This is a genomic window from Corynebacterium lipophiloflavum DSM 44291 (genome assembly GCF_000159635.1).
GTDB classification, from domain to species: domain Bacteria; phylum Actinomycetota; class Actinomycetes; order Mycobacteriales; family Mycobacteriaceae; genus Corynebacterium; species Corynebacterium lipophiloflavum.
Window position 1 is genome coordinate 230,128 of sequence record NZ_GG667192.1, and the last position, 20,980, is coordinate 251,107.

20 protein-coding genes and 1 other RNA gene are annotated in these 20,980 nt (G+C 65.7%); 16 read left to right on the forward strand and 5 right to left on the reverse strand.

What is annotated here, in order from left to right; translation table 11 throughout:
• The 4 genes from HMPREF0298_RS04285 to HMPREF0298_RS04295 all read left to right on the forward strand — a co-directional run bounded on the left by HMPREF0298_RS04285 (nucleotide 1) and on the right by HMPREF0298_RS04295 (nucleotide 4,150).
• Nucleotides 1-1,107: a bifunctional RNase H/acid phosphatase gene (locus tag HMPREF0298_RS04285; protein ID WP_006839884.1), complete on the forward strand. Its 1,107-nt coding sequence runs from the start codon at nucleotides 1-3 to the stop codon at nucleotides 1,105-1,107.
• A 21-nt stretch (nucleotides 1,108-1,128) separates the two neighbouring features.
• Nucleotides 1,129-1,539, forward strand: an RNA gene (rnpB, locus tag HMPREF0298_RS11590) — RNase P RNA component class A.
• A 156-nt stretch (nucleotides 1,540-1,695) separates the two neighbouring features.
• A complete protein-coding gene (locus HMPREF0298_RS11565; RefSeq protein ID WP_050758306.1) occupies nucleotides 1,696-2,610 on the forward strand; it encodes an endonuclease domain-containing protein in 915 nt (304 codons plus the stop codon).
• A gap of 142 nt (nucleotides 2,611-2,752) precedes the next feature.
• Nucleotides 2,753-4,150 carry an RNB domain-containing ribonuclease gene (locus tag HMPREF0298_RS04295; RefSeq protein WP_006839886.1) on the forward strand — a complete coding sequence of 466 codons (1,398 nt, stop codon included), beginning with the start codon at nucleotides 2,753-2,755 and terminating at the stop codon, nucleotides 4,148-4,150.
• Here HMPREF0298_RS04295 and HMPREF0298_RS04300 read toward each other — a convergent pair.
• On the reverse strand, nucleotides 4,147-5,379 hold the full coding sequence (locus HMPREF0298_RS04300) for a galactokinase family protein (protein WP_006839887.1): 1,233 nt from the start codon (nucleotides 5,377-5,379) through the stop codon (nucleotides 4,147-4,149). The two genes, HMPREF0298_RS04295 and HMPREF0298_RS04300, sit on opposite strands and share 4 nt — an antisense overlap.
• A gap of 113 nt (nucleotides 5,380-5,492) precedes the next feature.
• Here HMPREF0298_RS04300 and HMPREF0298_RS04305 point away from each other — a divergent pair, with 113 nt between their 5' ends.
• A complete protein-coding gene (locus tag HMPREF0298_RS04305) occupies nucleotides 5,493-5,699 on the forward strand; it encodes a hypothetical protein (protein ID WP_040422488.1) in 207 nt (68 codons plus the stop codon).
• 6 nt (nucleotides 5,700-5,705) lie between these two features.
• Here the strand turns inward: HMPREF0298_RS04305 and HMPREF0298_RS04310 are convergent, their stop codons facing one another.
• Complete coding sequence (locus HMPREF0298_RS04310) at nucleotides 5,706-7,346, reverse strand: CYTH and CHAD domain-containing protein (protein WP_006839889.1); 1,641 nt, start codon at nucleotides 7,344-7,346, stop codon at nucleotides 5,706-5,708.
• A gap of 82 nt (nucleotides 7,347-7,428) precedes the next feature.
• Between HMPREF0298_RS04310 and glnA the strand changes: the two genes are divergently transcribed.
• Genes glnA through HMPREF0298_RS04325 form a run of 3 tightly spaced genes read left to right on the forward strand, consistent with a single transcriptional unit; the run spans nucleotide 7,429 to nucleotide 12,054 of the window.
• Entirely contained in the window at nucleotides 7,429-8,763 is a 1,335-nt protein-coding gene (glnA, locus tag HMPREF0298_RS04315; protein WP_006839890.1) for a type I glutamate--ammonia ligase, read from the forward strand.
• Between the two features lies 1 nt (nucleotide 8,764).
• Nucleotides 8,765-11,782: a bifunctional [glutamine synthetase] adenylyltransferase/[glutamine synthetase]-adenylyl-L-tyrosine phosphorylase gene (locus tag HMPREF0298_RS04320; RefSeq protein ID WP_006839891.1), complete on the forward strand. Its 3,018-nt coding sequence runs from the start codon at nucleotides 8,765-8,767 to the stop codon at nucleotides 11,780-11,782.
• 17 nt (nucleotides 11,783-11,799) lie between these two features.
• Nucleotides 11,800-12,054: a hypothetical protein gene (locus HMPREF0298_RS04325; RefSeq protein ID WP_006839892.1), complete on the forward strand. Its 255-nt coding sequence runs from the start codon at nucleotides 11,800-11,802 to the stop codon at nucleotides 12,052-12,054.
• 62 nt (nucleotides 12,055-12,116) lie between these two features.
• Here HMPREF0298_RS04325 and HMPREF0298_RS04330 read toward each other — a convergent pair whose 3' ends face one another.
• The gene (locus HMPREF0298_RS04330; RefSeq protein ID WP_040422489.1) at nucleotides 12,117-13,379 is read right to left on the reverse strand and encodes an MFS transporter; all 1,263 of its coding nucleotides are present in this window, start codon (nucleotides 13,377-13,379) and stop codon (nucleotides 12,117-12,119) included.
• 45 nt (nucleotides 13,380-13,424) lie between these two features.
• Between HMPREF0298_RS04330 and thrC the strand changes: the two genes are divergently transcribed.
• The 3 genes from thrC to HMPREF0298_RS04340 are packed head-to-tail and all read left to right on the forward strand — an operon-like array spanning nucleotide 13,425 to nucleotide 16,000.
• Nucleotides 13,425-14,876 carry a threonine synthase gene (gene thrC / locus HMPREF0298_RS04335; protein ID WP_006839894.1) on the forward strand — a complete coding sequence of 484 codons (1,452 nt, stop codon included), beginning with the start codon at nucleotides 13,425-13,427 and terminating at the stop codon, nucleotides 14,874-14,876.
• Nucleotides 14,877-14,901: 25 nt separating this feature from the next.
• Nucleotides 14,902-15,030 (forward strand): hypothetical protein, encoded by a 129-nt coding sequence (locus HMPREF0298_RS12875; protein ID WP_006839895.1) that lies wholly within the window; start codon nucleotides 14,902-14,904, stop codon nucleotides 15,028-15,030.
• Nucleotides 15,017-16,000 carry a trypsin-like serine protease gene (locus tag HMPREF0298_RS04340; RefSeq protein WP_245527443.1) on the forward strand — a complete coding sequence of 328 codons (984 nt, stop codon included), beginning with the start codon at nucleotides 15,017-15,019 and terminating at the stop codon, nucleotides 15,998-16,000. The genes HMPREF0298_RS12875 and HMPREF0298_RS04340 overlap by 14 nt, the downstream gene beginning before the upstream one ends.
• Here the strand turns inward: HMPREF0298_RS04340 and HMPREF0298_RS04345 are convergent.
• Nucleotides 15,997-16,788, reverse strand: coding sequence for a hypothetical protein (locus HMPREF0298_RS04345; RefSeq protein WP_006839897.1), 792 nt, complete (start codon nucleotides 16,786-16,788; stop codon nucleotides 15,997-15,999). The two genes, HMPREF0298_RS04340 and HMPREF0298_RS04345, sit on opposite strands and share 4 nt — an antisense overlap.
• A 46-nt stretch (nucleotides 16,789-16,834) precedes the next feature.
• Here HMPREF0298_RS04345 and HMPREF0298_RS04350 point away from each other — a divergent pair, with 46 nt between their 5' ends.
• The 5 genes from HMPREF0298_RS04350 to HMPREF0298_RS04370 all read left to right on the forward strand — a co-directional run bounded on the left by HMPREF0298_RS04350 (nucleotide 16,835) and on the right by HMPREF0298_RS04370 (nucleotide 20,121).
• Complete coding sequence (locus HMPREF0298_RS04350; RefSeq protein WP_006839898.1) at nucleotides 16,835-17,359, forward strand: NUDIX hydrolase; 525 nt, start codon at nucleotides 16,835-16,837, stop codon at nucleotides 17,357-17,359.
• Nucleotides 17,359-17,931 carry a glycoside hydrolase family 25 protein gene (locus HMPREF0298_RS04355; RefSeq protein WP_006839899.1) on the forward strand — a complete coding sequence of 191 codons (573 nt, stop codon included), beginning with the start codon at nucleotides 17,359-17,361 and terminating at the stop codon, nucleotides 17,929-17,931. The genes HMPREF0298_RS04350 and HMPREF0298_RS04355 overlap by 1 nt, the downstream gene beginning before the upstream one ends.
• A gap of 10 nt (nucleotides 17,932-17,941) precedes the next feature.
• Nucleotides 17,942-18,862: a 2-dehydropantoate 2-reductase gene (locus tag HMPREF0298_RS04360; RefSeq protein WP_006839900.1), complete on the forward strand. Its 921-nt coding sequence runs from the start codon at nucleotides 17,942-17,944 to the stop codon at nucleotides 18,860-18,862.
• A gap of 61 nt (nucleotides 18,863-18,923) precedes the next feature.
• Nucleotides 18,924-19,457 carry an NADPH-dependent FMN reductase gene (locus HMPREF0298_RS04365; RefSeq protein WP_006839901.1) on the forward strand — a complete coding sequence of 178 codons (534 nt, stop codon included), beginning with the start codon at nucleotides 18,924-18,926 and terminating at the stop codon, nucleotides 19,455-19,457.
• A 217-nt stretch (nucleotides 19,458-19,674) separates the two neighbouring features.
• Nucleotides 19,675-20,121 carry an RDD family protein gene (locus HMPREF0298_RS04370; protein WP_006839902.1) on the forward strand — a complete coding sequence of 149 codons (447 nt, stop codon included), beginning with the start codon at nucleotides 19,675-19,677 and terminating at the stop codon, nucleotides 20,119-20,121.
• Between the two features lie 26 nt (nucleotides 20,122-20,147).
• Here HMPREF0298_RS04370 and HMPREF0298_RS04375 read toward each other — a convergent pair whose 3' ends face one another.
• Nucleotides 20,148-20,936: a DUF4191 domain-containing protein gene (locus HMPREF0298_RS04375; protein ID WP_006839903.1), complete on the reverse strand. Its 789-nt coding sequence runs from the start codon at nucleotides 20,934-20,936 to the stop codon at nucleotides 20,148-20,150.
• Nucleotides 20,937-20,980 lie beyond the last annotated feature (44 nt).

The window sequence follows — 20,980 nt, forward strand, 5'->3', positions numbered from 1 at the left end:
TTGAAGGTCAGCGTGTACACCGACGGCGGTTCGCGCGGCAACCCCGGCGTTGCCGGCTCCGGGTCCGTCGTCTACGGCGCCGACGGCACAACGCTCGCGGAAGTCGCCTACGTCGTAGGGCAGAAATCCTCCAACAACGTCGCTGAATACCACGGTCTGCTGCGCGGATTGGAGGCGGCGCGCGAGGCAGGCGCCACCGAGGTCGAGGTCTACATGGACTCCAAGCTTGTGGTCGAGCAGATGAGCGGGCGCTGGAAAATCAAACACCCCGACATGGCTGATCTCGCCCGCCAGGCCCGATCACTGGCCGCCGGGTTTTCGTCTGTGACCTACACCTGGGTGCCGCGCGCCAAGAACAAGAAAGCCGACGAGCTGTCCAATGTCGCGATGGATGCCGCGGCCGCCGGGGCGAAGCCGGGCATCGTCGGGGCGAAAAAGGAGGCCAGCGCGCAGCACGAGGTCGCCAGCCCCGCGCACTGGTCGGGCACCGACGCACCCCGGACACGTTTTATCCTGCTGCGCCACGGCCAGACCGAGCACTCCGCGGCCCGCCTGTATTCCGGGTCCTCCGATCCGGAGCTCACCGACATCGGCCACGACCAGGCCCGCCGCGCCGCTCGCGCCGTAACCGCGCTTGGCGGGGTCGACCTCATTGTCACCTCCCCGCAAACCCGCGCCCGGCAAACCGCCGATGCCTGCGCCGAAGCCCTGGGCATCACCGACGTCGTCATCGACGATGAGCTCCGCGAAATGGACTACGGCGAGTTCGATGGCCTGTCGCGCGAGGAGTGCATGGAGCGTTTTGCGGAGGAGTTTGACGTGTGGCAGGCGTCGTCAAGCAATGCTCCCCCCGGCGGGGAATCGCTCGCCGCGCTGCACCGGCGCATCACGAGGGCGCGCCTGGCGCTGCAAAAACAGCACGAAGGTGCGACGATTTTGGTGGTCACGCACATGACGCCGATCAAATCGATCATTCGCCAGGCACTCGGTGTGGGCGCGGAGGCGTTCAAGCACATCTATCTTGATCTGGCGAGCATTTCCGTGGTGGAATTCTATGACGATTATGGGGTCGTACGCTGCGTAAACGATGTTGCGCACCACCGGTAGAGTATAGTTTCTAAACGCGAATGAGTCGGCCGGGTGATCGCGGCTCCCCGAACCACCGTGTACACGGGTAGGCGGGGGTCGAGGAAAGTCCGGACTCCATACGGGCACGGTGGTTGCTAACGGCAACCCGGAGTGATCCGCGGGAAAGTGCAACAGAGAGTAGACCGCCTGCCCCTCGTGGCAGGTAAGGGTGAAAGGGTGCGGTAAGAGCGCACCGGCATGCGTGGTGACACGCGTGGCCAGGTAAACCCCACCGGGAGCAAGGCAAGAGCCCCCGCTTTTTGGAAGCGGAGGTTGTCGGACGCGACGAGGCTGCCCGCCCATGTCCGAAGGTAGCTGCTGGAGGCCCCCAGCGATGGGAGGTCCAGATGGATGATCGCCGCCCGGTCTTGAGGCTGGGCACAGAATCCGGCTTACAGGCCGGCTCATTCGCGCTGCCCGCTCGCCCTAAACCCGGACGCGCAAAATTGGGGGTATTCCACCGAAACTCAGGGCATGTTGGGGGTGTCCGAGTTTAGGGTCAGCGAGTTATCCACAGGCCGGGCCGCGCCGAGTGACACGGTGTGCAATCCGTGCAAAGGTTTGCGCATGGGGGAAAACGAACTGCACACGCTGCTGCACACCATGCTTGACACGCGCCTGCTCAAACGGCACGACGTCTATGTCCGGAAAGACATCGCCGACGGCAAGTACGCCTTTCTGGCGCCCACCCAAGTCATCCCGAGGCAACTTTATGCCGCACTGACACCATGGCAGGCCTTTTTCCTCCGCGCCGTGGCGGTGGGGCGCAGCATGCGCAAAGGTGTTGTCATCTCGCGCGCCGCGGCGACGCTGCACGGGATGTGGACGATCGGCACAACCCGACAGGTGGAGGTGGCGTTGCCGAGTGGCGGCACGCCGTCGAAAAGCAAGCGCATGCCGCTGGTGCGCTACCGCGTTGCGACGTTCCGGGACGACGAGGTCGAAAACGTTTACGGCGTGCGCGCGACAACTGCGCTGCGCACCTTCATCGATGTCGCCCGCTACAACACCTTCGCCGACGGCCTTGTCGCCGCGGATTGGCTGCTCTCGGTGCGCGGCTACACGCCTGCACAGCTGAAAACGGAGGTTCACCGGATGAGCAGGTTCGTCGGCAAGGCCAAGGTGCTCATGTGCGTGGACTGGGCGACGAAGCACGCGGATTCACCCTTCGAGAGCTGGTTTCGCGCCGGTCTCATCGAGCGAGGGGTGCGCGGATGGCGGTTCCAGCCCGTGATCGGGCGCTACCGGCCGGACTTTCTTTTCGACGATTTCCTCATCATCGGAATCGATGGCAAGTCCAAGTACGCCGAGCAGACTGCCGAGGTGCTCCTGCGTGAGCGTGATCGCGAAAGGCAGCTGACGAACATGGGTTACGTGTTTTTCCGCCTGTACCCAGAGGACGTGATACAACGACTTGATGACGTGCTGGCCGAGATTGACAGGGTGCGGGCTACGCGCACTCTGCGGCCGGAGGGGGCCTGATCCTCTTCTACCTAAACCCGGACGCCCCCAACCTGCTCCGAGTTTAGGGTGAGTGCCCCCAACCTTGCGTATCCGGGTTTAGGGCGAGCAGGCGAGCGCCCACGCCTGCGCCCCGCCGGGATCTTTGCAACAATGGCGGGTTATGAAGCTGTATGCGGCGCCCCTGAACTTTCGAGACATCGCGCGTGAATTCAATGTGCCCACGGAGTTCACTGCGCAGCAGCACGAGGCGGCACAGGGCCTGACGGACTCGTTGCTGCACACGCGCCGAGATGCCCGCGACATCGAGTTCGTCACCATCGACCCGCCCGGCTCGATGGATCTGGACCAGGCTGTGTGCATTGAGCGCTCCGCAAGCGGATACACGGTGCATTACGCCATCGCGGACGTCGCTGCGTTCGTCGAGGGGACTGACAATCCGGTGCGCGCGGAATCGCTCAAGCGCGGCCAGACGATCTACCTTCCCGACGAACCCGCCCGGCTGCACCCGCCCGAGCTGAGCGAGGGATCGGCATCACTGCTTCCCGACGTCGACCGCCCCGCCGTGCTGTGGACCTTCCAGCTCGACTCCAGCGGCGAGGTCACCGACACCTTCGTCGAGCGCGCGCTTGTGCGCAGCCGCGCCCGGTTCGACTACGACGAAGTGCAGGAGGGGATGGACCGTGGCGTTGTGCATGCGTCGATTAGCTTGCTTGCAGAGGTAGGCACGCTGCGGCAGGAAAGTTCACTGCGGCGCGAGGCGATCAACCTGCGGCTGCCGAGCGTGCGCGTGGTGGAGACCGGGGAGGGCCGTTTCGAGCTGGTCATCGAGCCGCGCCACCCCGTGATGGACTACAACTCCGAGATTTCACTGCTGACCGGCATGGCCGCCGGCCAGATGATGGTGCAGGCCGGGAAGGGTTTTCTGCGCACGCTCAGCCCAGCCACAAACGGTGCGGAGAAGGAATTTCGCCAGGAAATGCGCAACCTTGGCTTTAGCATCGGCGGCGAGCCAGTCGGCGAGTTCCTCGCCCGCGTCAATGCGGACACCCCGCGCGGCATGGCCGTGATGCGAGAAGCCCAGAAGCTGCTGCGCGGCGCGGGCTACATTAACCTCGAGGACAAGGAACCGGAGGTCCACGCGGGCATCGGCGGCTACTACTCGCACGTCACCGCCCCGCTGCGCAGGCTCATTGACCGCTACGCCACCGAGGTCTGTCTCGCCATCTGCGCCGGCACTGAACCCCCGGCGTGGGTGGCGGAGGGGGCGAACCAGGTAGTGAAGACGATGGGGCGCACCTCGCAGTTGGCCAACACGGTGGATCGGGCGTGCCTGAACCTCACCGAGGCGACCGTGCTCAAACCCTGGGTCGGGCAGAATTTCCAGGCTGCTGTGCTGAAGACGGAAGAGGAGCACGATGCGTCGCGCATCTTCGTTATTGATCCGCCCGTCCTGGCGCCGTGCCTGGGCCAGCCTGAGGAAGGCGTGGAAACGAGCGTGAGTCTCGTCCGGGCGAGCGTCGCCGAGCGCGAGGTCACCTTCGCCTGGCCGGCGGACTAAAGCTTATCGACGCTCGCCACAGTGCCCGGCAAAATCTCCACAACCTCGTGGTCCGCGCCCATTGCAGAGAGAAACTCTTGCGCTTTGACCAGCGGAACGAACGCGATCACGGCCTGCGACATCCCGGCGGCAGCCGGGCGCGCGGAGACGGCGCCGCGGGCGTGGGCCAGCGCCACAAGATCGTCCGGGGTGACAATGTCGTGAGCCTCGGACGGGGAGTTGAGCAGGGTAAATAGCTCGTCGGTGCGCCGCGAGCGCAGTGCCTTCGCCGCCGCCAGGGAGCGCAGTGTTTCCGACTCGCAGTAGCGCACCCAGTCGCGCGCCGTGTGCGGGTCGGGGGCGGTGTCGACGCCAGCGATGTCGCGTCGCGCCTGCACCCATTCCACGACCCGCTCGGCCGCGCCGGGCAGCTGGCGCAGCGACGAAACACCGAAGTTGGTGCAGGCCTCGTCGATGAAAGCGCGGCGGGCGGTGATGCGCTGCGCCTGCTCGGCGTGCGGCGTGCCCAAGGAATGCGCGACGGAGAAGATGCGCACGCCCAGGCGGCTCGGGTGCGGGGCGTGGGTGACGGAGCCGTCGGCGTAGTCAATCACCGAGACCGTATCACTCGCACCGCGCAGCGCGGCCGTGTGGCGGGCGCGCAGGATGGACAGGGAGGAGTTCGCGGATGCGGCCGCCGAGCAGATCTCGGCGAGGCGTGCACGGGTGGGGGCCTCGTCGAGCTCGGCGGTGCCCGCGAGGTCGGCCAGCGCCAGGGCGAGTGCGGCGTCTCCCGCGTATAGCGCGCCGAGGCCGCCGCCGGCGGTGATGTCGGAGGCGATCGAGATGTCTAGGCCGTTGATGTCGCGCGGGAGGATCTGGCGCGCACCCATGGCCTGGACGAGGCCGGCGATGCGTCGCAGTGCGCGCGACTCGAGGGAGGACGAAGCGTCGGGCAGGGGGGCGTCGAGAAGCGAGGCGAGGGGGACCTGCGTCGCCATGGAAAAACCGCCGGCGGCATCCACGGTGACGCCGAGAACGCCGTCTGTGCGCGGCGACACGGCCGCCGAGACGCGCTGATGCGACAAACCGACCACCGTCACGCCGCCGAAATGATCGACGTTTTCACCGATCAGCACCCACGTTGCCGGGGCGGACGCCACGTGCTTGGCCGCGGCACCCGTCGCTGACTCGTGCAGCTGCGCGGCGCGCTCAACGCTAGACGGGGACTGGTCGGACCACACGGCCATGAGCACACACCCTTTTGGAGAAATCTTGCGAGCAAACGTTGAGCCCAGATTACCAACCCGTCGCGACAGGTAGTCTGGACCTACTTACAGAAACCGAAAGGGAGGAGTCGACGATGGCTGACGAGCAGTTCTACTACAACCCCACCACCGGCGAAGTCACTCAGGGCAAGGAAGCTGCCTGGGATGAGCGCATGGGCCCCTACGCCACCCGCGAGGAAGCGGAGGCGGCGCTGCAGACCGCGAACGCGCGCAACAAGGCAGCCGACGCAATCGAGGAGGCCGACGAGAATTGGGGCAAGCCGGCCTCCTGGGAGAAGTAAAAGCCCTTAAGCCTTGATCTTGGAAAAGGCTTTCTTCACCTCGCGGACCGAGGACTCGTAGCCCTCGAGCGCCTCCTCGCCGCGGGCCAGCTCGCGCTGGTAGAGCATGCCGTAGGCGAATGTGTCCTCGCCGCGGCCCCGGGCCTCTTCGGCGAGGCGCTGGATGCGATCGCGCGAGGTCACCGCGTCCTGGAAGTCGCCGAGCAGCGACTGCAGCGTCTTGCATGCCTTGGCGAGGCGCTCCGATTTCACGCCAGCACCCTGGGCGGCGACAGCCGCGTAGCGCAGTTTCTTGGCCGCCTTGCGCATGTCGTGGACGTACTCCTCGCGGTCGTGCAGCGGCAGATCGGTGTCGTGGTAGTACTTCTGCACCTTCGCGTCGCGCTTGGTCACCTTCTTGAAGGCCTCGGCGAGGTGGTCGTAGAGGATCGCCTTAGACGCGCCCTTGGTCGACTTATCGTCTTTGCCCAAGTCTTTGCCGCTGTCGTCTTCGATCCCGGCGGCGATCTCGGCGCTGACCGGCGGGTTGGCCAGCAGGGCGTCGATGTCGTCGAGAAGCGTCAAGAAGCGCTCGGAGTTGAGCATGCCGATGATCTCCTCGTGCGCGGCCTCGTAGTCGGCGCGCATGTCGCCGCGGATGTGTTCAGCCGCGGCGTCGTCGATAAGCCCAGACTCGTCGGAGTCGAGCAGCTCGATGAAGCGCTCCTCAACGACCTCCGCGTCGCGCGCGACACCCAAGGTCGCGGCGGTGTCTTTCAGCTCGGCCTCGAGGTGTCCGAGTTGCTCGCCTTCCAAGATTCCCTCGAAGGTTTCCAAAAGCGAACGCATCTCACGTGTGGACACGCGCATCTGGTGCACCGAGTCCCACTCGTCGGCACGCACGCGCGGGTCCCAGCTCACAATGGAGTCACGGTGGCCGCGCAGCGCTTCGACCACAGCGCCCTCCGGGGACTGAGGGTCGAGCCCCGTCTCTGTCAGGTGCGGAGGCAGGGGGGCGGAGTGCAACGAGTCGCCGAGAGCGGTAAACAGCTTCGAGGGCGAGGAGGACTTGCGCGCGCCGGAGGAGATCAAAAAGCTCGTCGCTTGGTGGATCAGCTCGGCACCGGCCTCGGTGCCGGCGGTAAACGCGCTGAGTTCGACTTCCCACTCGCGCCACGACGAGCGCTCGCCGCCCGGCAGGAGCGACCACGCGGTGACGTGGTCGTCGCAAAATTCGGCGACCTTCTCACCCGTCGGGGAGCCGAGCGAGATAACGACGCGGCGGTTATCCACCTGCGCAATCGGTGAGAGTCGGGCGTTGCGCACGATGGCGCGGACGTTGTCGGTCAACTCCGCCGGAATTTCGGAGGGGTTGCCCAACTCGGCCCGCAGCTCGGTGCGGGCGGAGCCGGCCGGGAGTTTCAGGTGCCAGCCGTCGTCGTCGCCGCCCGTGCGGCGGCGCAGGGTGATTTTCGCCCGCGTCAGGCGTAGATCGTCCGTGTCGTAGTAGATCGCGGTCAGGTTGTGCTCCTCGGTGGACAAGATCTCGTCCACCCCCGGCAGTTGTGTCAGGTCGGGAATGCCGGTGGTCTCGTCGACCGCTAGCTTGACCTCCACTTCGAGGAAAGTCTCTACGTCAGATTCCGCGTTGCCTGTTTTCTCAGACATGGGTCACCGGCCTTTCTGTTAGCACATCGGTGCACACGACTTTACCGGGATTAACACGCAAACGGCGCTAGAGTAGGCGGGTATGAACAGCCAACAGGAAAACGTGCTTCAAAAGGTCGACGAACAGGACATTTCGTTTATCCGGTTGTGGTTTACGGATATTTTGGGCTCCCTGAAGACGATTATGATGTCGCCCGCGGAACTCGAGGCCGCCTTCGATGAGGGCGTCGGCTTCGACGGCTCCTCCATTGAAGGGTTTTCGCGGATCTCCGAATCCGATACGCTGTTGCGCCCCGACCCGTCGACCTACCAGGCGTTGCCCTTCGACGAGGAAGTTGGCCTGCAAACGGCCCGGATGTTCTGCGACATCACCATGCCCGACGGCGAGCCGCTGTTCGCGGATCCGCGCCAGGTCCTGCGCCGGCAGATCCAGGAGGCGCGCGACGCCGGGTTCGAGTTCATGGCCAGCCCCGAGATCGAGTTTTACGCGGTCAAGCCTGTGCAGCCCGGAGAGATGCCGCGCCCGGCGGACTACGGCGGCTACTTCGACCAGGCCAAGCGCAACGTGGCACCGAAGTTTCGCCGCATGTCCATCTCCGCGCTCGAGTACATGGGTATTGTCACCGAGTTCTCCCACCATGAGGCCTCGCCGGGGCAGCAGGAGATCGATCTGCGCCACACGAACGCGCTGACGATGGCGGATAACATCGTCACCTTCCGCTACATCGTCAAAACCATCGCGGAGGCCAACGGCATCCACGCGACGTTCATGCCCAAGCCGTTCGCGGACAGGGATGGTTCCGCGATGCACACCCATTTTTCGCTGTTCGAGGGCGAGACCAACGCCTTCCACGACCCCGACGACGAGTTCTCGCTGTCGAAGACGGGCCGCCTGTTCATCGCCGGCATCATCGAGCACGCCAACGAGATCTCGGCCGTGACCAACCAGTGGGTCAACTCCTACAAGCGTCTGCAATTCGGTTCCGAGGCACCCACCGCCGCGACGTGGGGCGTGTCCAACCGCTCCGCGATGGTGCGGGTTCCCACCTACCGCCTGCACAAGGCGGATTCTCGCCGCATCGAGGTGCGCTCGTTGGACTCCGCCTGCAACCCTTACCTCGCGTTCGCCGCGGTTCTCGCCGCGGGCCTGAAGGGAATCAACGAGGGCTATGAGCTCGATGAACCCGCGCGTGACGACGTCTTCTCCCTGACGCGCCGGGAGCGTCGCGCGATGGGCTACCGGGATTTGCCGAACTCGCTGGACCAGGCTCTGCGGCACCTGGAGAAGTCGGAGTTCATGGCCGAGGTGCTCGGCGAGCAGGTCTACGAGTTCTTCCTGCGCTCAAAGTGGGACGAGTGGCACAACTACACCTCCCAGATCACCCGCTGGGAGATCGACAACCACCTGGACCTGTGACATGTGTGTTTTAGAAGATCTCGGTTTTTCCGGTGACGACCTGTCGGTCGTGCGCGCCACTGTGGCCGGGGCCGCCGACCCGGAGCTCGCCGCGCACGCCCTTTCGCGGCTGGCGGAAACCCTGGGCGACGATGTCGCGGAGCTGCGCACGTCGTTAAGCACCAACGCGGTATTGCGAACCCGCCTGTTTGCCCTGCTCGGCGGGTCCACTGCGCTGGGGGATCACTTGGTGGCGCACCCCGAGCAGTGGCGCCTGCTAGAGAAGCCGCTGCCCGAGCCCGACGAGGTAATGCGCACCATGCTCGACGCAGTCGAAGCGGTGCCGGAGCCCGGTTCCACGGCGAACGAACAGGGCACCACCGCGGGCACCTACCGCGCGAGTGAGACGTACCTCGACGGGACGAACGCGCGGAACGCGCTGCGCTATGCGTACCGTACGCTGATCATGCGTTTCGCGGCGGCTGATCTCGCGGGCACTTTTGCGGCGTCGAAACGCAGTGGCAACGACCAGCCCATGATGGGCTACCGGGCCATCACCCACATGCTGACCGTGTGCGCCGACGCCGCGCTCACGGCGGCGCTTGCCGTGGCGATGCGCGTGGTCTACAACGACGAAGAAGCCGACTGCCGCCTCGCCGTGCTGGCGATGGGCAAAAGTGGTGCCGGCGAGCTCAACTACATTTCGGACGTGGACGTCATCTTCGTTGCCGAGCCGGCGAACGCGAACGCCACGAAGCTGGCCTCGGAGTTCATCAAGCTGGGCTCGGCCTGCTTCTTCGACGTTGATGCCAACCTGCGCCCGGAGGGCAAGTCCGGCGCGCTGGTGCGCACGCTGGATTCACACCTGGCCTACTACAAAAGGTGGGCGGAGACCTGGGAGTTCCAGGCGTTGCTCAAGGCCCGACCGATGACGGGCGACTTAGAGCTCGGGCAGCAGTACGTTGACACGCTCTCCCCGCTGGTGTGGGAGGCGAGCCAGCGCGAGTCTTTCGTCGATGATATCCAGGCGATGCGTCGTCGCGTGTTGGAAAATGTGCCGAAGGACATGCGCCTGCGCGAGCTGAAGCTGGGCCACGGGGGGTTGCGCGACGTCGAGTTCGCGGTCCAGTTGCTGCAGCTCGTTCACGGGCGTTTCGACGAAACGCTGCGCAACCCCAACACCGTCGTCGCGCTCGAAGCTCTCACCAACGGCGGTTACATCGGCCGCGAGGACGCGCGCCAGCTTATCGACGCCTACGGGTTCCTGCGCCTGCTCGAGCACCGTCTGCAGCTGCACCGCTTCAAACGCACGCACACACTCCCGGCCAACGACGATGATGCTGCCCGGCGCTGGCTCGCCCGCTCCGCCGGTTTTACCCCGTACCGCCAGAAGAGCGCCGTGGAGCGGATGGATGAGAAGCTGCGCAAGGTACGCAAGTCCGTCTCCCAGCTCCACGAGAGGCTGTTCTACCGCCCGCTGCTGTCCGCCGTGGTGGACCTGTCCGTCGGCGAAGCGACGCTGTCGGCCGAGACAGTCAAGGCCCAGCTCAAGGCGCTGGGCTACCGTCACCCGGCGCGCGCGTACGAGCACCTCAGCGCGCTGGTCAAGGGCAGCTCACGCAAGGCGAAACTGCAGGCGATTTTGCTGCCGACGCTGATGAAATGGCTCGGCGACACAGCCGACCCGGGCGCCGGCCTGCTCAATTACCGCAAGCTTTCGGAGGCGGCGGAGGACAAGAGCTGGTTCTTGCGGATGCTTCGCGACGAAGGGGTGGTCGGCCAGCGCCTCATGCACATCCTGGGGACCTCGCCCTACATTGCGGACCTGATTATTTCCTCCCCGGACGTGGTGCAGTTGCTCGGCGACGGTGCGAGCGGGCCGAAACTGCTCGACGTCGAACCCGACCAGGTGTACAAGGCCATCCTCGCTGCCACCAAGCGCCACGAGGACCCTGCCCGGGCGGTGGAAATCGCCCGCTCGCTGCGCCGCGCGGACCTCGCACGCATTGCTGCCGCCGACCTGCTCGGCTTCATGGATGTGCGCCAGGTGTGCATCGAGTTGACCTGGGTGTGGGAGGCGGTGCTCGAGGCCGCGCTGCGCGCGGAAATCCGGGCGGACCTGCACGCCACGAACAAACAGGACCCGCCAGCGCGCATCGCGGTGATCGGGATGGGCCGCCTCGGCGGCGCCGAGCTGGGCTACGGTTCCGACGCCGACGTGATGATCGTCGCCGAGCCTTCGGACGGGGTGGAGGAATCCGAGGCGGTGGCCTGGGCTGTGCGCATCATCGACCAGATGCGCACCCGCCTGTCAACCCCCTCGGGCGACCCGCCCCTGGAGGTCGATCTGGGCCTGCGCCCAGAGGGGCGCTCGGGGGCGGTGGCGCGCACCATCGCCTCCTACGAGCGCTACTACCGCGAGTGGGGTGAGGTGTGGGAGAAGCAAGCTCTGCTGCGCGCCACCGAAATCGCCGGCGACGAGGAAGTGGGCAAGGCGTTTCTGCACGCGATCGACCCGTTCCGCTACCCGGAGTCTGGGGCGTCGAAGGCCGACATCCGCGAGATCCGGCGCATCAAGGCGCGCGTGGACGACGAGCGCCTGCCCCGCGGCGCGGACCGCGCCACCCACACCAAGCTTGGCCGCGGCGCGCTTAGCGACGTCGAGTGGACCGTGCAGCTTCTGACGATGATGCACGCCCACAACCACCCGCGGCTGCACAACACCTCAACGCTGCAGGTGCTCGATTACCTCGACGAGCTCGACGATCCGGAGGTGATCCGCGGCGCCCAGGCCCGCACACTGCGCACTGCGTGGCTCGCGGCGACGAACGCGCGAAACGCGCTGGTGCTGGTCTCGGGCAAGCGCACGGACCAGTTGCCCGCGCCGGGCCCGCAGTTGGCGCAGGTCGCCGGTTCCGCAGGCTACGACCCGGAGGACCAGCAGCAGTTCCTGGAGGACTACCTGCGCGACACCCGCCGTGCCCACCAGGTGGTTGAGGAGGTGTTCTGGGGAGAGGCCCCGTCGCTCGAGTTCGATTAGCTATACAGTAGGCGGGTATGGCTATCAATTTGAGTGTTGACGTGAGTTCGGCGACGTTCGCGGACCTGGCGGCGTTGGTGGAGGCGGCGCGCGCGGCAGGCGTCGATAAGCGATCCGCCCTCGAACTCGATGGCACCACGCTCATAGTGCGGGCGGAATCACCCGTGGCGACGCCAGCGAAACGCGAGTCGGGCTCCGCGCCGCTTGGCGACGCCGCGATCCGCTCCGTCATCGACATCCTTAACGGCCGGCTCGAACCGCCGCGCCCCTAGGGGTGCCGCTTGAGGCTGGGTTGAGGTTTAGTAGCTACAGCGCGCAGACTCCGAGTGAGCACCTAGCGTGCTCGCCTGCCACGGACCACGTAGTAACGCGAGGTGAACAACCCGGCGAGCAGCATGCCCCAGAGGATGAATGCGGCAACCCAGGCGTAGCGGAAGTCGCCCCAGGTGTAGGTGCCGTCGGGCGCTGCGGCGTCGAGAAGCAGGCCGATGAGCTGCGCGGAAATCATGCCTGTGAAAAAGCCGCCCATGTTGCCCAGGCCCGTGCCGGAGGCGACGATGCTGCGCGGCATTTCCTCGCGGATGGTGTCGAACCCGAAGTTCGACACCGGCGTGGCCAGGCCCATAATCACGGCGAGCACGATGAGCGCACCGAAGCCGCGGGAAGTGGGGGAGGCGAAAAAGATGATCCAGGTGGCGCAGTGCAGCGATGCGACCAGCGCTGCGGCAAGGTCGCGGTTTTCGCCCGTGCGCGCTGATAGCGGTGCGAGGCACGGCCCGCCGAGCATTGTGGTCACGGTGAACACCGTCAGCACCGTCCCCGCCTGGGCGGCGCTTAAGCCCATGCCCTGGATCATCAGCGGCATACCCCACAGCAGGGCAAAGTTGATCATGAAGAACATGCCCAGGCCGTGGATGGTGAATGCCTCCCAGCACAGTGGCGAGCGCAGTACGCGAGCAACGATCTGGCGCACCGGGAGTCGCGTTGTCGCCCCGGTTTTCACCAGCGCGTCGGGCGAATCCGCCACGGCGACAAACGCCGCGAGCGCGACGAGTGTCCCCACCGCGCCGAGTGAGACAAAGGCAACCGTCCAGCCCCGGGCTTGAAGCAGGTGGAGAAACGGGATCGCCGACAGGAGTTGTCCGAGTTGGCCGGTTGCCGAGGTCAGTTGCGTAAACAGCGGCGTGCGGCGCATCGGAAACCAGTAGGGCAACAGGCGCAGCGCGGAGAGGAACGCGGTGGCGTCGCCCGCGCCGATGAGCACGCGCGCGGCAATGGCCAGCGGGTAGGAGTCAGTGAATCCGAGGATGACCTGGCCGGTGGACATGACCAGCGCTCCTGTCACGAGCATGAATCGCGGGCCGCGGTGGTCGATGAGTAGTCCCACCGGGATCTGCGCCAGCGCGTACACGCCGACCTGCACGGAGGTAAACACTGCGATGCGCGAGGCGTCGACGTCGAAGCGGTCCATTGCGGCGAGCCCCGCCACCCCGAAGGAGGTTCGCCCCGTCACCGCCACGACGTAGTCGGCCACCGCCGCAAGCCAGATCACTACAGCTCGGGGGGTTACGCGGTCACGGGGGTGGAAAGAGGACATGTGAGTGAACGTACTCCAGGGCCCCGCCTTGTACAGTGGTAGACCGTGGATTACATTTCAACGCGCGATTCCAAGGCCTCGGCCGCCAAGTTCACCGACATCCTTTTGACGGGCCTTGCTCCCGACGGTGGTCTCTACCTGCCAGCCGTCTACCCGCGCATTACGCCCGAGCTTCTCGACGCTTGGCGCACGCTTCTCGACGCCCAAGGCTACGCAGCCCTCGCCGCCGAGGTGGTGAAACTCTTCGTCGACGACATCCCGCCGGCGCAGATCGAGGAGATCACCGCGCGCGCTTACCGCACCCCGGTGTTTTCCACCGAGGAGATCGTCCCGGTAACAAAACTCGATGACGCCCTCTACATCGCGCACCTGTCCGAGGGCCCCACCGCGGCGTTCAAGGACATCGCGATGCAGCTGCTCGGCGAGCTGTTCGAGTACGAGCTGACGCGCCGCGGCGAGGAGCTCAACATTCTCGGCGCCACCTCCGGCGATACCGGATCTTCCGCCGAGCACGCGATGCGCGGGCGCGACAACATCCGCGTGTTCATGCTGACCCCGGCCGGGCGCATGACCGCGTTCCAGCAGGCGCAGATGTTCGGCCTTGATGATCCCAACATCTTCAACATCGCCCTCGACGGGGTCTTTGACGACTGCCAGGACGTGGTCAAGGAGGTGTCCGCAGACGCGGCGTTCAAGGCGAAGTACCGCATTGGGGCAGTCAACTCCATTAACTGGGCGCGACTTCTTGCTCAGACGGTGTACTACATTTCCACTTACCTGCGCGTCACCGAATCCAACGACGAGGAGATCTCCTTCTGCGTGCCCACCGGCAACTTCGGCGACATCTGCGCGGGCCATGTGGTCAAGCAGATGGGGCTTCCGATTGACAAGCTCATCGTGGCCACCAACGAAAATGACGTGCTGCACGACTTCTTCTCCGGCGGCAACTACCGCCCGCGTTCGGCGGCCGAGACCCACGCAACTTCTAGCCCGTCGATGGACATCTCGCGGGCCTCGAACTTCGAGCGCTTCATTTTCGACGCCACCGGGCGCGACGCAACCGTGACGGAGGAGCTCTTTGCAGTGAAAGCGAAGCAGGGTGGCTTCTCCGCGGACGATCTCGGCGACCCGGAGTGCATGGAGCGCATCCGCGAGGACTTTGGTTTCCTTTCGGGCACGTCCACCCACGCCGACAGGGTGGCCACGATCAAGGCTGTCCACGAGAAGTACGACTACCTGATTGACCCGCACACGGCTGACGGCATGTTTGTCGCGCAAGGCGTGGCGCAGCAGGTTGACACCCCGATCGTGGTGCTGGAGACAGCGCTGCCGGTGAAGTTTTCGGAGACGATTTCAGAAGCGCTGGGCTTCGCCCCGGACGTGCCGGAGAGGTTCGCGCACGTCTTGGATGCCGAGCGCCACGTTGTGGACCTGCCCAACGATGCCGATAAGGTGAAGGACTACATTATCGACTCGATCCAGAGCACGGACGTTTAACGCTTGAGTTTCAAGGGGGCAAGTTATGGCACAGGAGCAGTTCGCGGGCAAGGAGTACTTCGCGGAATTCGACCCGGAGAAGTTCATCAACGACCTGAAGAATAACCAGGCTGAGAACGACGACACCCAGGAAAGCCTCAGTGAGCAGTCCTAATCCGCAATCGGCGCGGCACGCGGCCCCGGTGCGGGGCGTCGGGATTGGAGCCTGGACGACGATCCTGGTCATCACCCTGTTCACGGTTGCGATGATCGTGTGGGCGGGGATCAACGCGTCGCAGTTTCCGACCGCCACCATCCAACAGCGCCAGGCGCTCGAGGCCGTGCAGACCCCGGGCGACAACGCCGGCGCCCCGCCACCGGCCCCGGCGGAGGTCCCTGCGGGCGAGGTGGTCAACGTCGTTCGCATGCCCAGCTTCGCCCTGTGGGCGCCGGGCACGCTGATCCAATCCACGGATCACTACCCGCGCCCCGGCGAGGCCTTTACCGCGCAGTCGTGCACCGTCGCGTTTTCCTTCAGCAACGCCGAGGGCCGGAATTTCGCCGTCACGGCTGGCCACTGCGGTCGCGAGGGGGATCTGGTGTGGCCGACAAACGCGACCACGGTGCAGGACTACGCGACCGAGGTGGGTCACTTCATTTACTCGGGCCTCTACAGCGAAGGCGCGCCGGATATTGACGTTGCCGTGATCGAGATCACGGACCCGCAGCGGTACATGTCGCTGGTGGGCGACCCGATCGAGACCGGGGTCGCGCAAGATTTGGCTACCCCGCCGGGCTACATCTGCAAAACGGGAGGCACCACCGGTTACACCTGTGGGCAGTTCCAGGAGACGGGCCGCGTGCAGATCATCACGACCGATTCCGACTCCACCCGGGAAACCAAGGGCGACATCGCCGCGGTTTGCGCGGCCAAGGGAGATTCGGGCGGACCGGTGTTCCAGGACGTCAACGGGCGCGCCACCATCATCGGCGTCGTTTCCGGCACCGAGGCGGGCCGTTCAGCGGAGGAGTGCTACGAGGGGATGGACAACCCGAGGCTGATGTCGTACTCGAACATGGAGCAGACGATGCAGGTCATCAACGCTGTCGTGCCGGACGCGGTGTGGGAGATTCGCAGCATCTAACCGCGCCGCTGTGCGTCCCACTTTTCGCGGAATGCCTTTCCGGTGGGGTCTTCGAAGTACTCGTCCGGCCGGTCGACGCGTGGACCGTACTTCTCCTGCACGCGGACTTTTTCGGGGTCGTAAGCGGTGAGAACAAGCTGGTCGGTGGGTGCTACCGGTTCAAGGTCATCCCAGCTGTCGACGATCGCATCGGCAGCGGCGGTGGAATTGCTGAACCAGGTCATGGCCACCATGTGCTCAGCGGGGCGGCCGGGGTGGAAGTAGAAGGACACGGAGTCGGTCGTGCCGGCCAAGGCGTCGGTGACGTAGCTCTCAATGGCCGCCGGGCCGGGGGAGTTGTAGCAGTATCCCCAGAGGTTGATGCGCAGGTTGTCCTGCGTGCGCACCGTCATGTTGTCGACGCAGTTTTGCTGGAGAAGGCGCGAGACGTGGCCCGAGAATTCCGCCAGGCCGGCCTCCGCAGTGTCTGTCATCGTTCCGGTGAGTGTCACGCCCGTCGACGTTCGCGCGGTGGCGGCGTCCGCGATCAGGTAGGTGCGCACGGACGCGTCGACGTTGTCCGCGCTCGTTTCCACTGGGTTGAACGGCCGCAGCGGCTTGCCGACGCTCGGGGGAGCGTCCTCGTGAGAGCTCGCCGTGTCTGCCAGGACAATGCCGCCGGCGATCAGCCCGATGAGCACGGCGCCGTAAGCGACGGTGAACACCGGCGCGGGCAGCGCGCGCAGCAGCCGGGTGTTGGCGTCGACGGGCTCGTTAGCTGGGGCGTCGGCAAGCTGGGGCTCGGTCATGATGGTTGGCAATTCTAACCCACGGTTGCGGCGTTACACTTGAACCATGCCCATTCCCGAGTTCATCGTTGCCATGCGCGAAAAGATCGGCACGGATCTGATGTGGCTGCCGTCGGTGGCAGCGATTGTGTTGCGCGACTCGACCACCGATTCGCCCTGGGCGGTGCCCGATGTGCTGCTGGTGAAGCGCTCCGATAACGGCGAGTGGACGCCGGTGACGGGGATCTGCGATCCGGGCGAGGAGCCGCACCACGCCGCCGAGCGCGAGGTGCTCGAGGAGACCGGTGTCGTCGCGCGGTCGGTGGCGCTGCTTGGCGTGGGGTCGGTGGGGCCGATCACCCACCTCAATGGGGACCGCGCCTCGTACATGTCGGTGCAGCTGCGCCTGGAGGCGGACGACCCGGCCGCGCAGCCCGTGGTGGGCGACGATGAGTCCGTCGACGTCGGGTGGTTTCCGATCTCCTCGATGCCGGTGACGGACCCGAAATGGCGCCTGGTGATCGCGGACGCTGCTTCGCAACGCCGCCACCCCGCGCAGTTCGTGCCCCGGCTGGGGCTGGCGAAGCGCTGATGCGTTTCGGTATCGACGTCTCCGAGCACCAAGACGGGTTGTCACTGGCCGCCTCGGGCGCATCATTCGCGGTGCTGCGCACGACGGACGGCACCTACCGCGACCACGTTTTCGCATCCCACCTCGCCGATGCGCTCAGCGCCGGCATCGAGGTGGAAACCTACCACTACCTGCGCAGCCCCTCCGAGGGCACGAGCGTGGGCGAGCAGGTCGAGGCGAGCCTTGCCGTGCTGGGTGGCCTGCGCGTGCCCATGTGGCTCGACTGCGAGACCCTGGCGGGGCTTTCACTTGACGACGTCACCCGAGCGCACGCCCTCTTCACCTCCGCGGGCGTGCCCGTTGCCGGCATCTACACGTCGCGCCGCTGGTGGCGCTGGCGCATGCTCGGTGCCGACACGCGGCCCTTCGGCAAGCTGTGGCTGGCGGAGTACGGAGCCGACGACGGAGGCTACCCCGGTGATGTGGCGTGGCCGAAGGCGGTGGGCAAGCAGGTGGCAGCGATGTGGCAGTTCACCTCGCGCGGGCGCGTGCCCGGATACGGGGGCGACGTCGATGTAAACGCGCGGCGCTAGAGTGCAGGGCATGAAGATTCTCATTGTGGGTGCCGGCGGCGTCGGCGGGTATTTCGGCGGGCTGCTCGCGAAGGCGGGGCAAGAGGTTGGGTTCATTGCGCGCGGGGACACGCTTGACGCGTTGCGCGGCTCCGGGCTGCGGTTGACCAGCCCGGAGGGGTCAACCACCGTGACGGATTTCGCGGCGGGTCAGGGCGCTGAGGAGGTCGTCGACAAGCTGGGCGGCGTCGATGTGGTCATCGTCGCGTCTAAGGCGCTTGCCGGCAACGCCACCTTCGCGGACGTGGACACTTTGCCCGACGTGCCGGTAGTGACAACGTACAACTCCGTTCAGGTGCACTTTGACGCCGCGGAGGTGTTCGGGGCCGAGCGCGTGCTCGCCGGGGTCGTGCGCGGCTACATGACCCGCACCGCGCCAGCGCAGATCACGCTCAACCCCGGGCCACTGTCGCTTAGCTTCGGGTTGCTTCCCGGGGTCACCGAGACGCCTGAAGTTGCGCCTTTGCTTGTCGACGCCCTGAAGAACGCCGGGATCGGTTCGAAGTACCACGGCGCTGACGGGGTCGTGTTGACCGATGTGTGGATGAAGGCGATGTTCGTCGCCACCACGGGCGTGCTCGGGGCGGTGGCGCAACGGCCGCTCGGCTACCTGCGTACCGAGCTGCGGCCACAGCTTAGGGGCCTGATGGAGGAAGTCTTCGCCGCGGGCCGCGCGCTAGGGGTGGACTTGAGCGACGACGCCGTGGAGACGAACCTCGCGTTTTGCGACGCGCAGTACGAGCAGGCGACGAGCTCCATGCACCGCGATATTGCGGCGGGCTTGCCCAATGAGCTGGACGCGCAGGTGGGGGCGCTGAGGCGGATGGCGCGGCGCGGCGGCGTCGAGACACCGCTGCTGGACATTGTGTACGCGCTTGCTCTGACGCGCTAGATGTATGCCTGCCGCCGGGCTACAATATCAGTGATACGTCATCAAAAGAACGGGAGAAGCAGTGAACATCGGAATCTTTCTCGGGTCCATTCGCGAAGGTCGCACGGTAATCGACGTAGCAACGTGGGTGATGCAGCAGCTTCACGCGCGTGCCGACGCCCACACCTACCACTTGATCGACCTGTTGGAGCAGGACCTCAACCCGAACACCGCCGCTCCGCCGAAAGGGGTCAAAGACGGTGCCTACGCCGATGAGAAGACCCGTGCCTGGGCCAAACTGATCGGTGGCTTCGACGCATTCATCTTCGTCACCGCCGAGTACTACGCCTCCGTTCCCGGCCCGATGAAGGACGCCTTCGACCTTCTCTACGCCGAGTGGACGGGCAAACCAGTCGCCCTCGTCGGCTACGGCTCCGACGGCGCGTCCACCTCGCGCAAGCACTGGGCCGACATTTTCAACCGCGTGGGGATGAAGCTCGTTTCCACGCAGGCAGGTTTCTCCTTCAAGGACCACTTCCCGGAGTCGACGTTCACCCCGGGGGAGCCGGGCGGAGAGTTGGTTAACTCCATCGCAGACGAGCTCACCGCCGCCTAGAACGCAGCAAGGGCCCGGGTGCCTCGCCTTCGTGTGCTGGACCGCGCACCGAAAAAGGTCGCAGCGCACGGAATCGAAGGGGTAGCACCTCACGGCGACGACCTGTCTCACCCTTGGGAAGGGGAGCCGGCTGCGAACAAACCCATCCTCGAGACAGTGCGCCGTGGGTGTCCCCAGCGATTGTCAGGGCCAACGCGGGCCCAAGTACGCTAGGGACATGGCTAAATCCCTGGGGCGAGACCCCGAGATCGACGAGTTTGGAACCTACGCCGGGCAAAACCTCGGCCTCCCGGAGTCCGGTCCAGGTGCGCAAGCCTCCGTCGCCCGCCGCGCCGGGGCAGTCGCCATCGACTGGGGCATCTGCTGGGTTACGGCCGCGTTCGTGCGCGTCAACACCGACGCGCTCGGCGACACGGCAACCCTGACCTACCTGCTGTGGCTCGCGCTGGGAATCCTCTGCGGCTGGCTGCTGGCGCGCACCCCGGGCATGATGGCGCTGGGCATGGGCGTGGCGCGTGTCGACGCCCCACACCAACGCGTCGGACTCTGGCGCGCCGCCGTACGCACGCTTCTGACCGGGTTCATCCTGCCCGCCGCCATGGTTGATGCCAACGGCCGCGGCATGCACGACCGTGCTACGGGAACCACTGTGATTCGTAGCTGAGGGCGTCGAGAAGCAGGCTTGGTGCGCTACTTGCCCTGGCGCTGCTGCATGCGGCGCATCTTGCGGTTCATCCCCGACATCGACTGCGCGCCCTTCGGCAGCGGGCCGCCGGGCAGGCCAGCCGGCTGGCCCGGCCGCGAGCGCGCATCCATCGCGTCAAGCTTGGTGGACAAGGCGTAGACCTCGTCCTTTTTGTAGTTCTTCGGCAGCTTCAGCAGCGTCTTCTGGAGGTCGCGGATGCTGGTCTGGCCTTCGCCGTCGCCGACGAAGACCTCGTGGATGGGCACCCCGGCCAAAAGGCGGTCGACGCGCTTGCGCTCCTTGGCCATCAGTGGCTTGAGGCGGTTGACGTTGCCCTCACCGACAAGCACCACGCCCGGGTTGCCCACGACACGGTGGACCGTGTCCAGCTGCGGGTTCGCGGCCACCGCGGTCTTGGTCACCCATACAATGCCCATGGTGTTGCGCATGTTCTCCAGCGACCACGCAGCAGCGCCCGGGGTGTCGGCGACCTCGGCGTACATCGAGGCCTCCAGGCGGCGCGAGAACACGAACATCGCCAGCACCGCGCCGAGCAGCAGGCCCGGGATCAGCATGAACCACTCGGCGTTGAACAGAAGGCCGATGAGGAAGAACAGCAGGCCCACGCCGAGCACGCACAAGATCATCAGCGGGATGAGCTTGTTGTCGCGCTCTCGCTGCATGTTGAACGCCTGCCAGATCTGACCGCGGGTGTTCTTGCGCTGAGCGCGTTTCGCGGCGCGTTCTTGCCTCTTCGCAGCCTTACGCGCTGCCTTGTCCTTGGGATCTGCCATGACTCCTACTCTATTCCACGGGATTGGGAAGCGGAAAGCGCCCC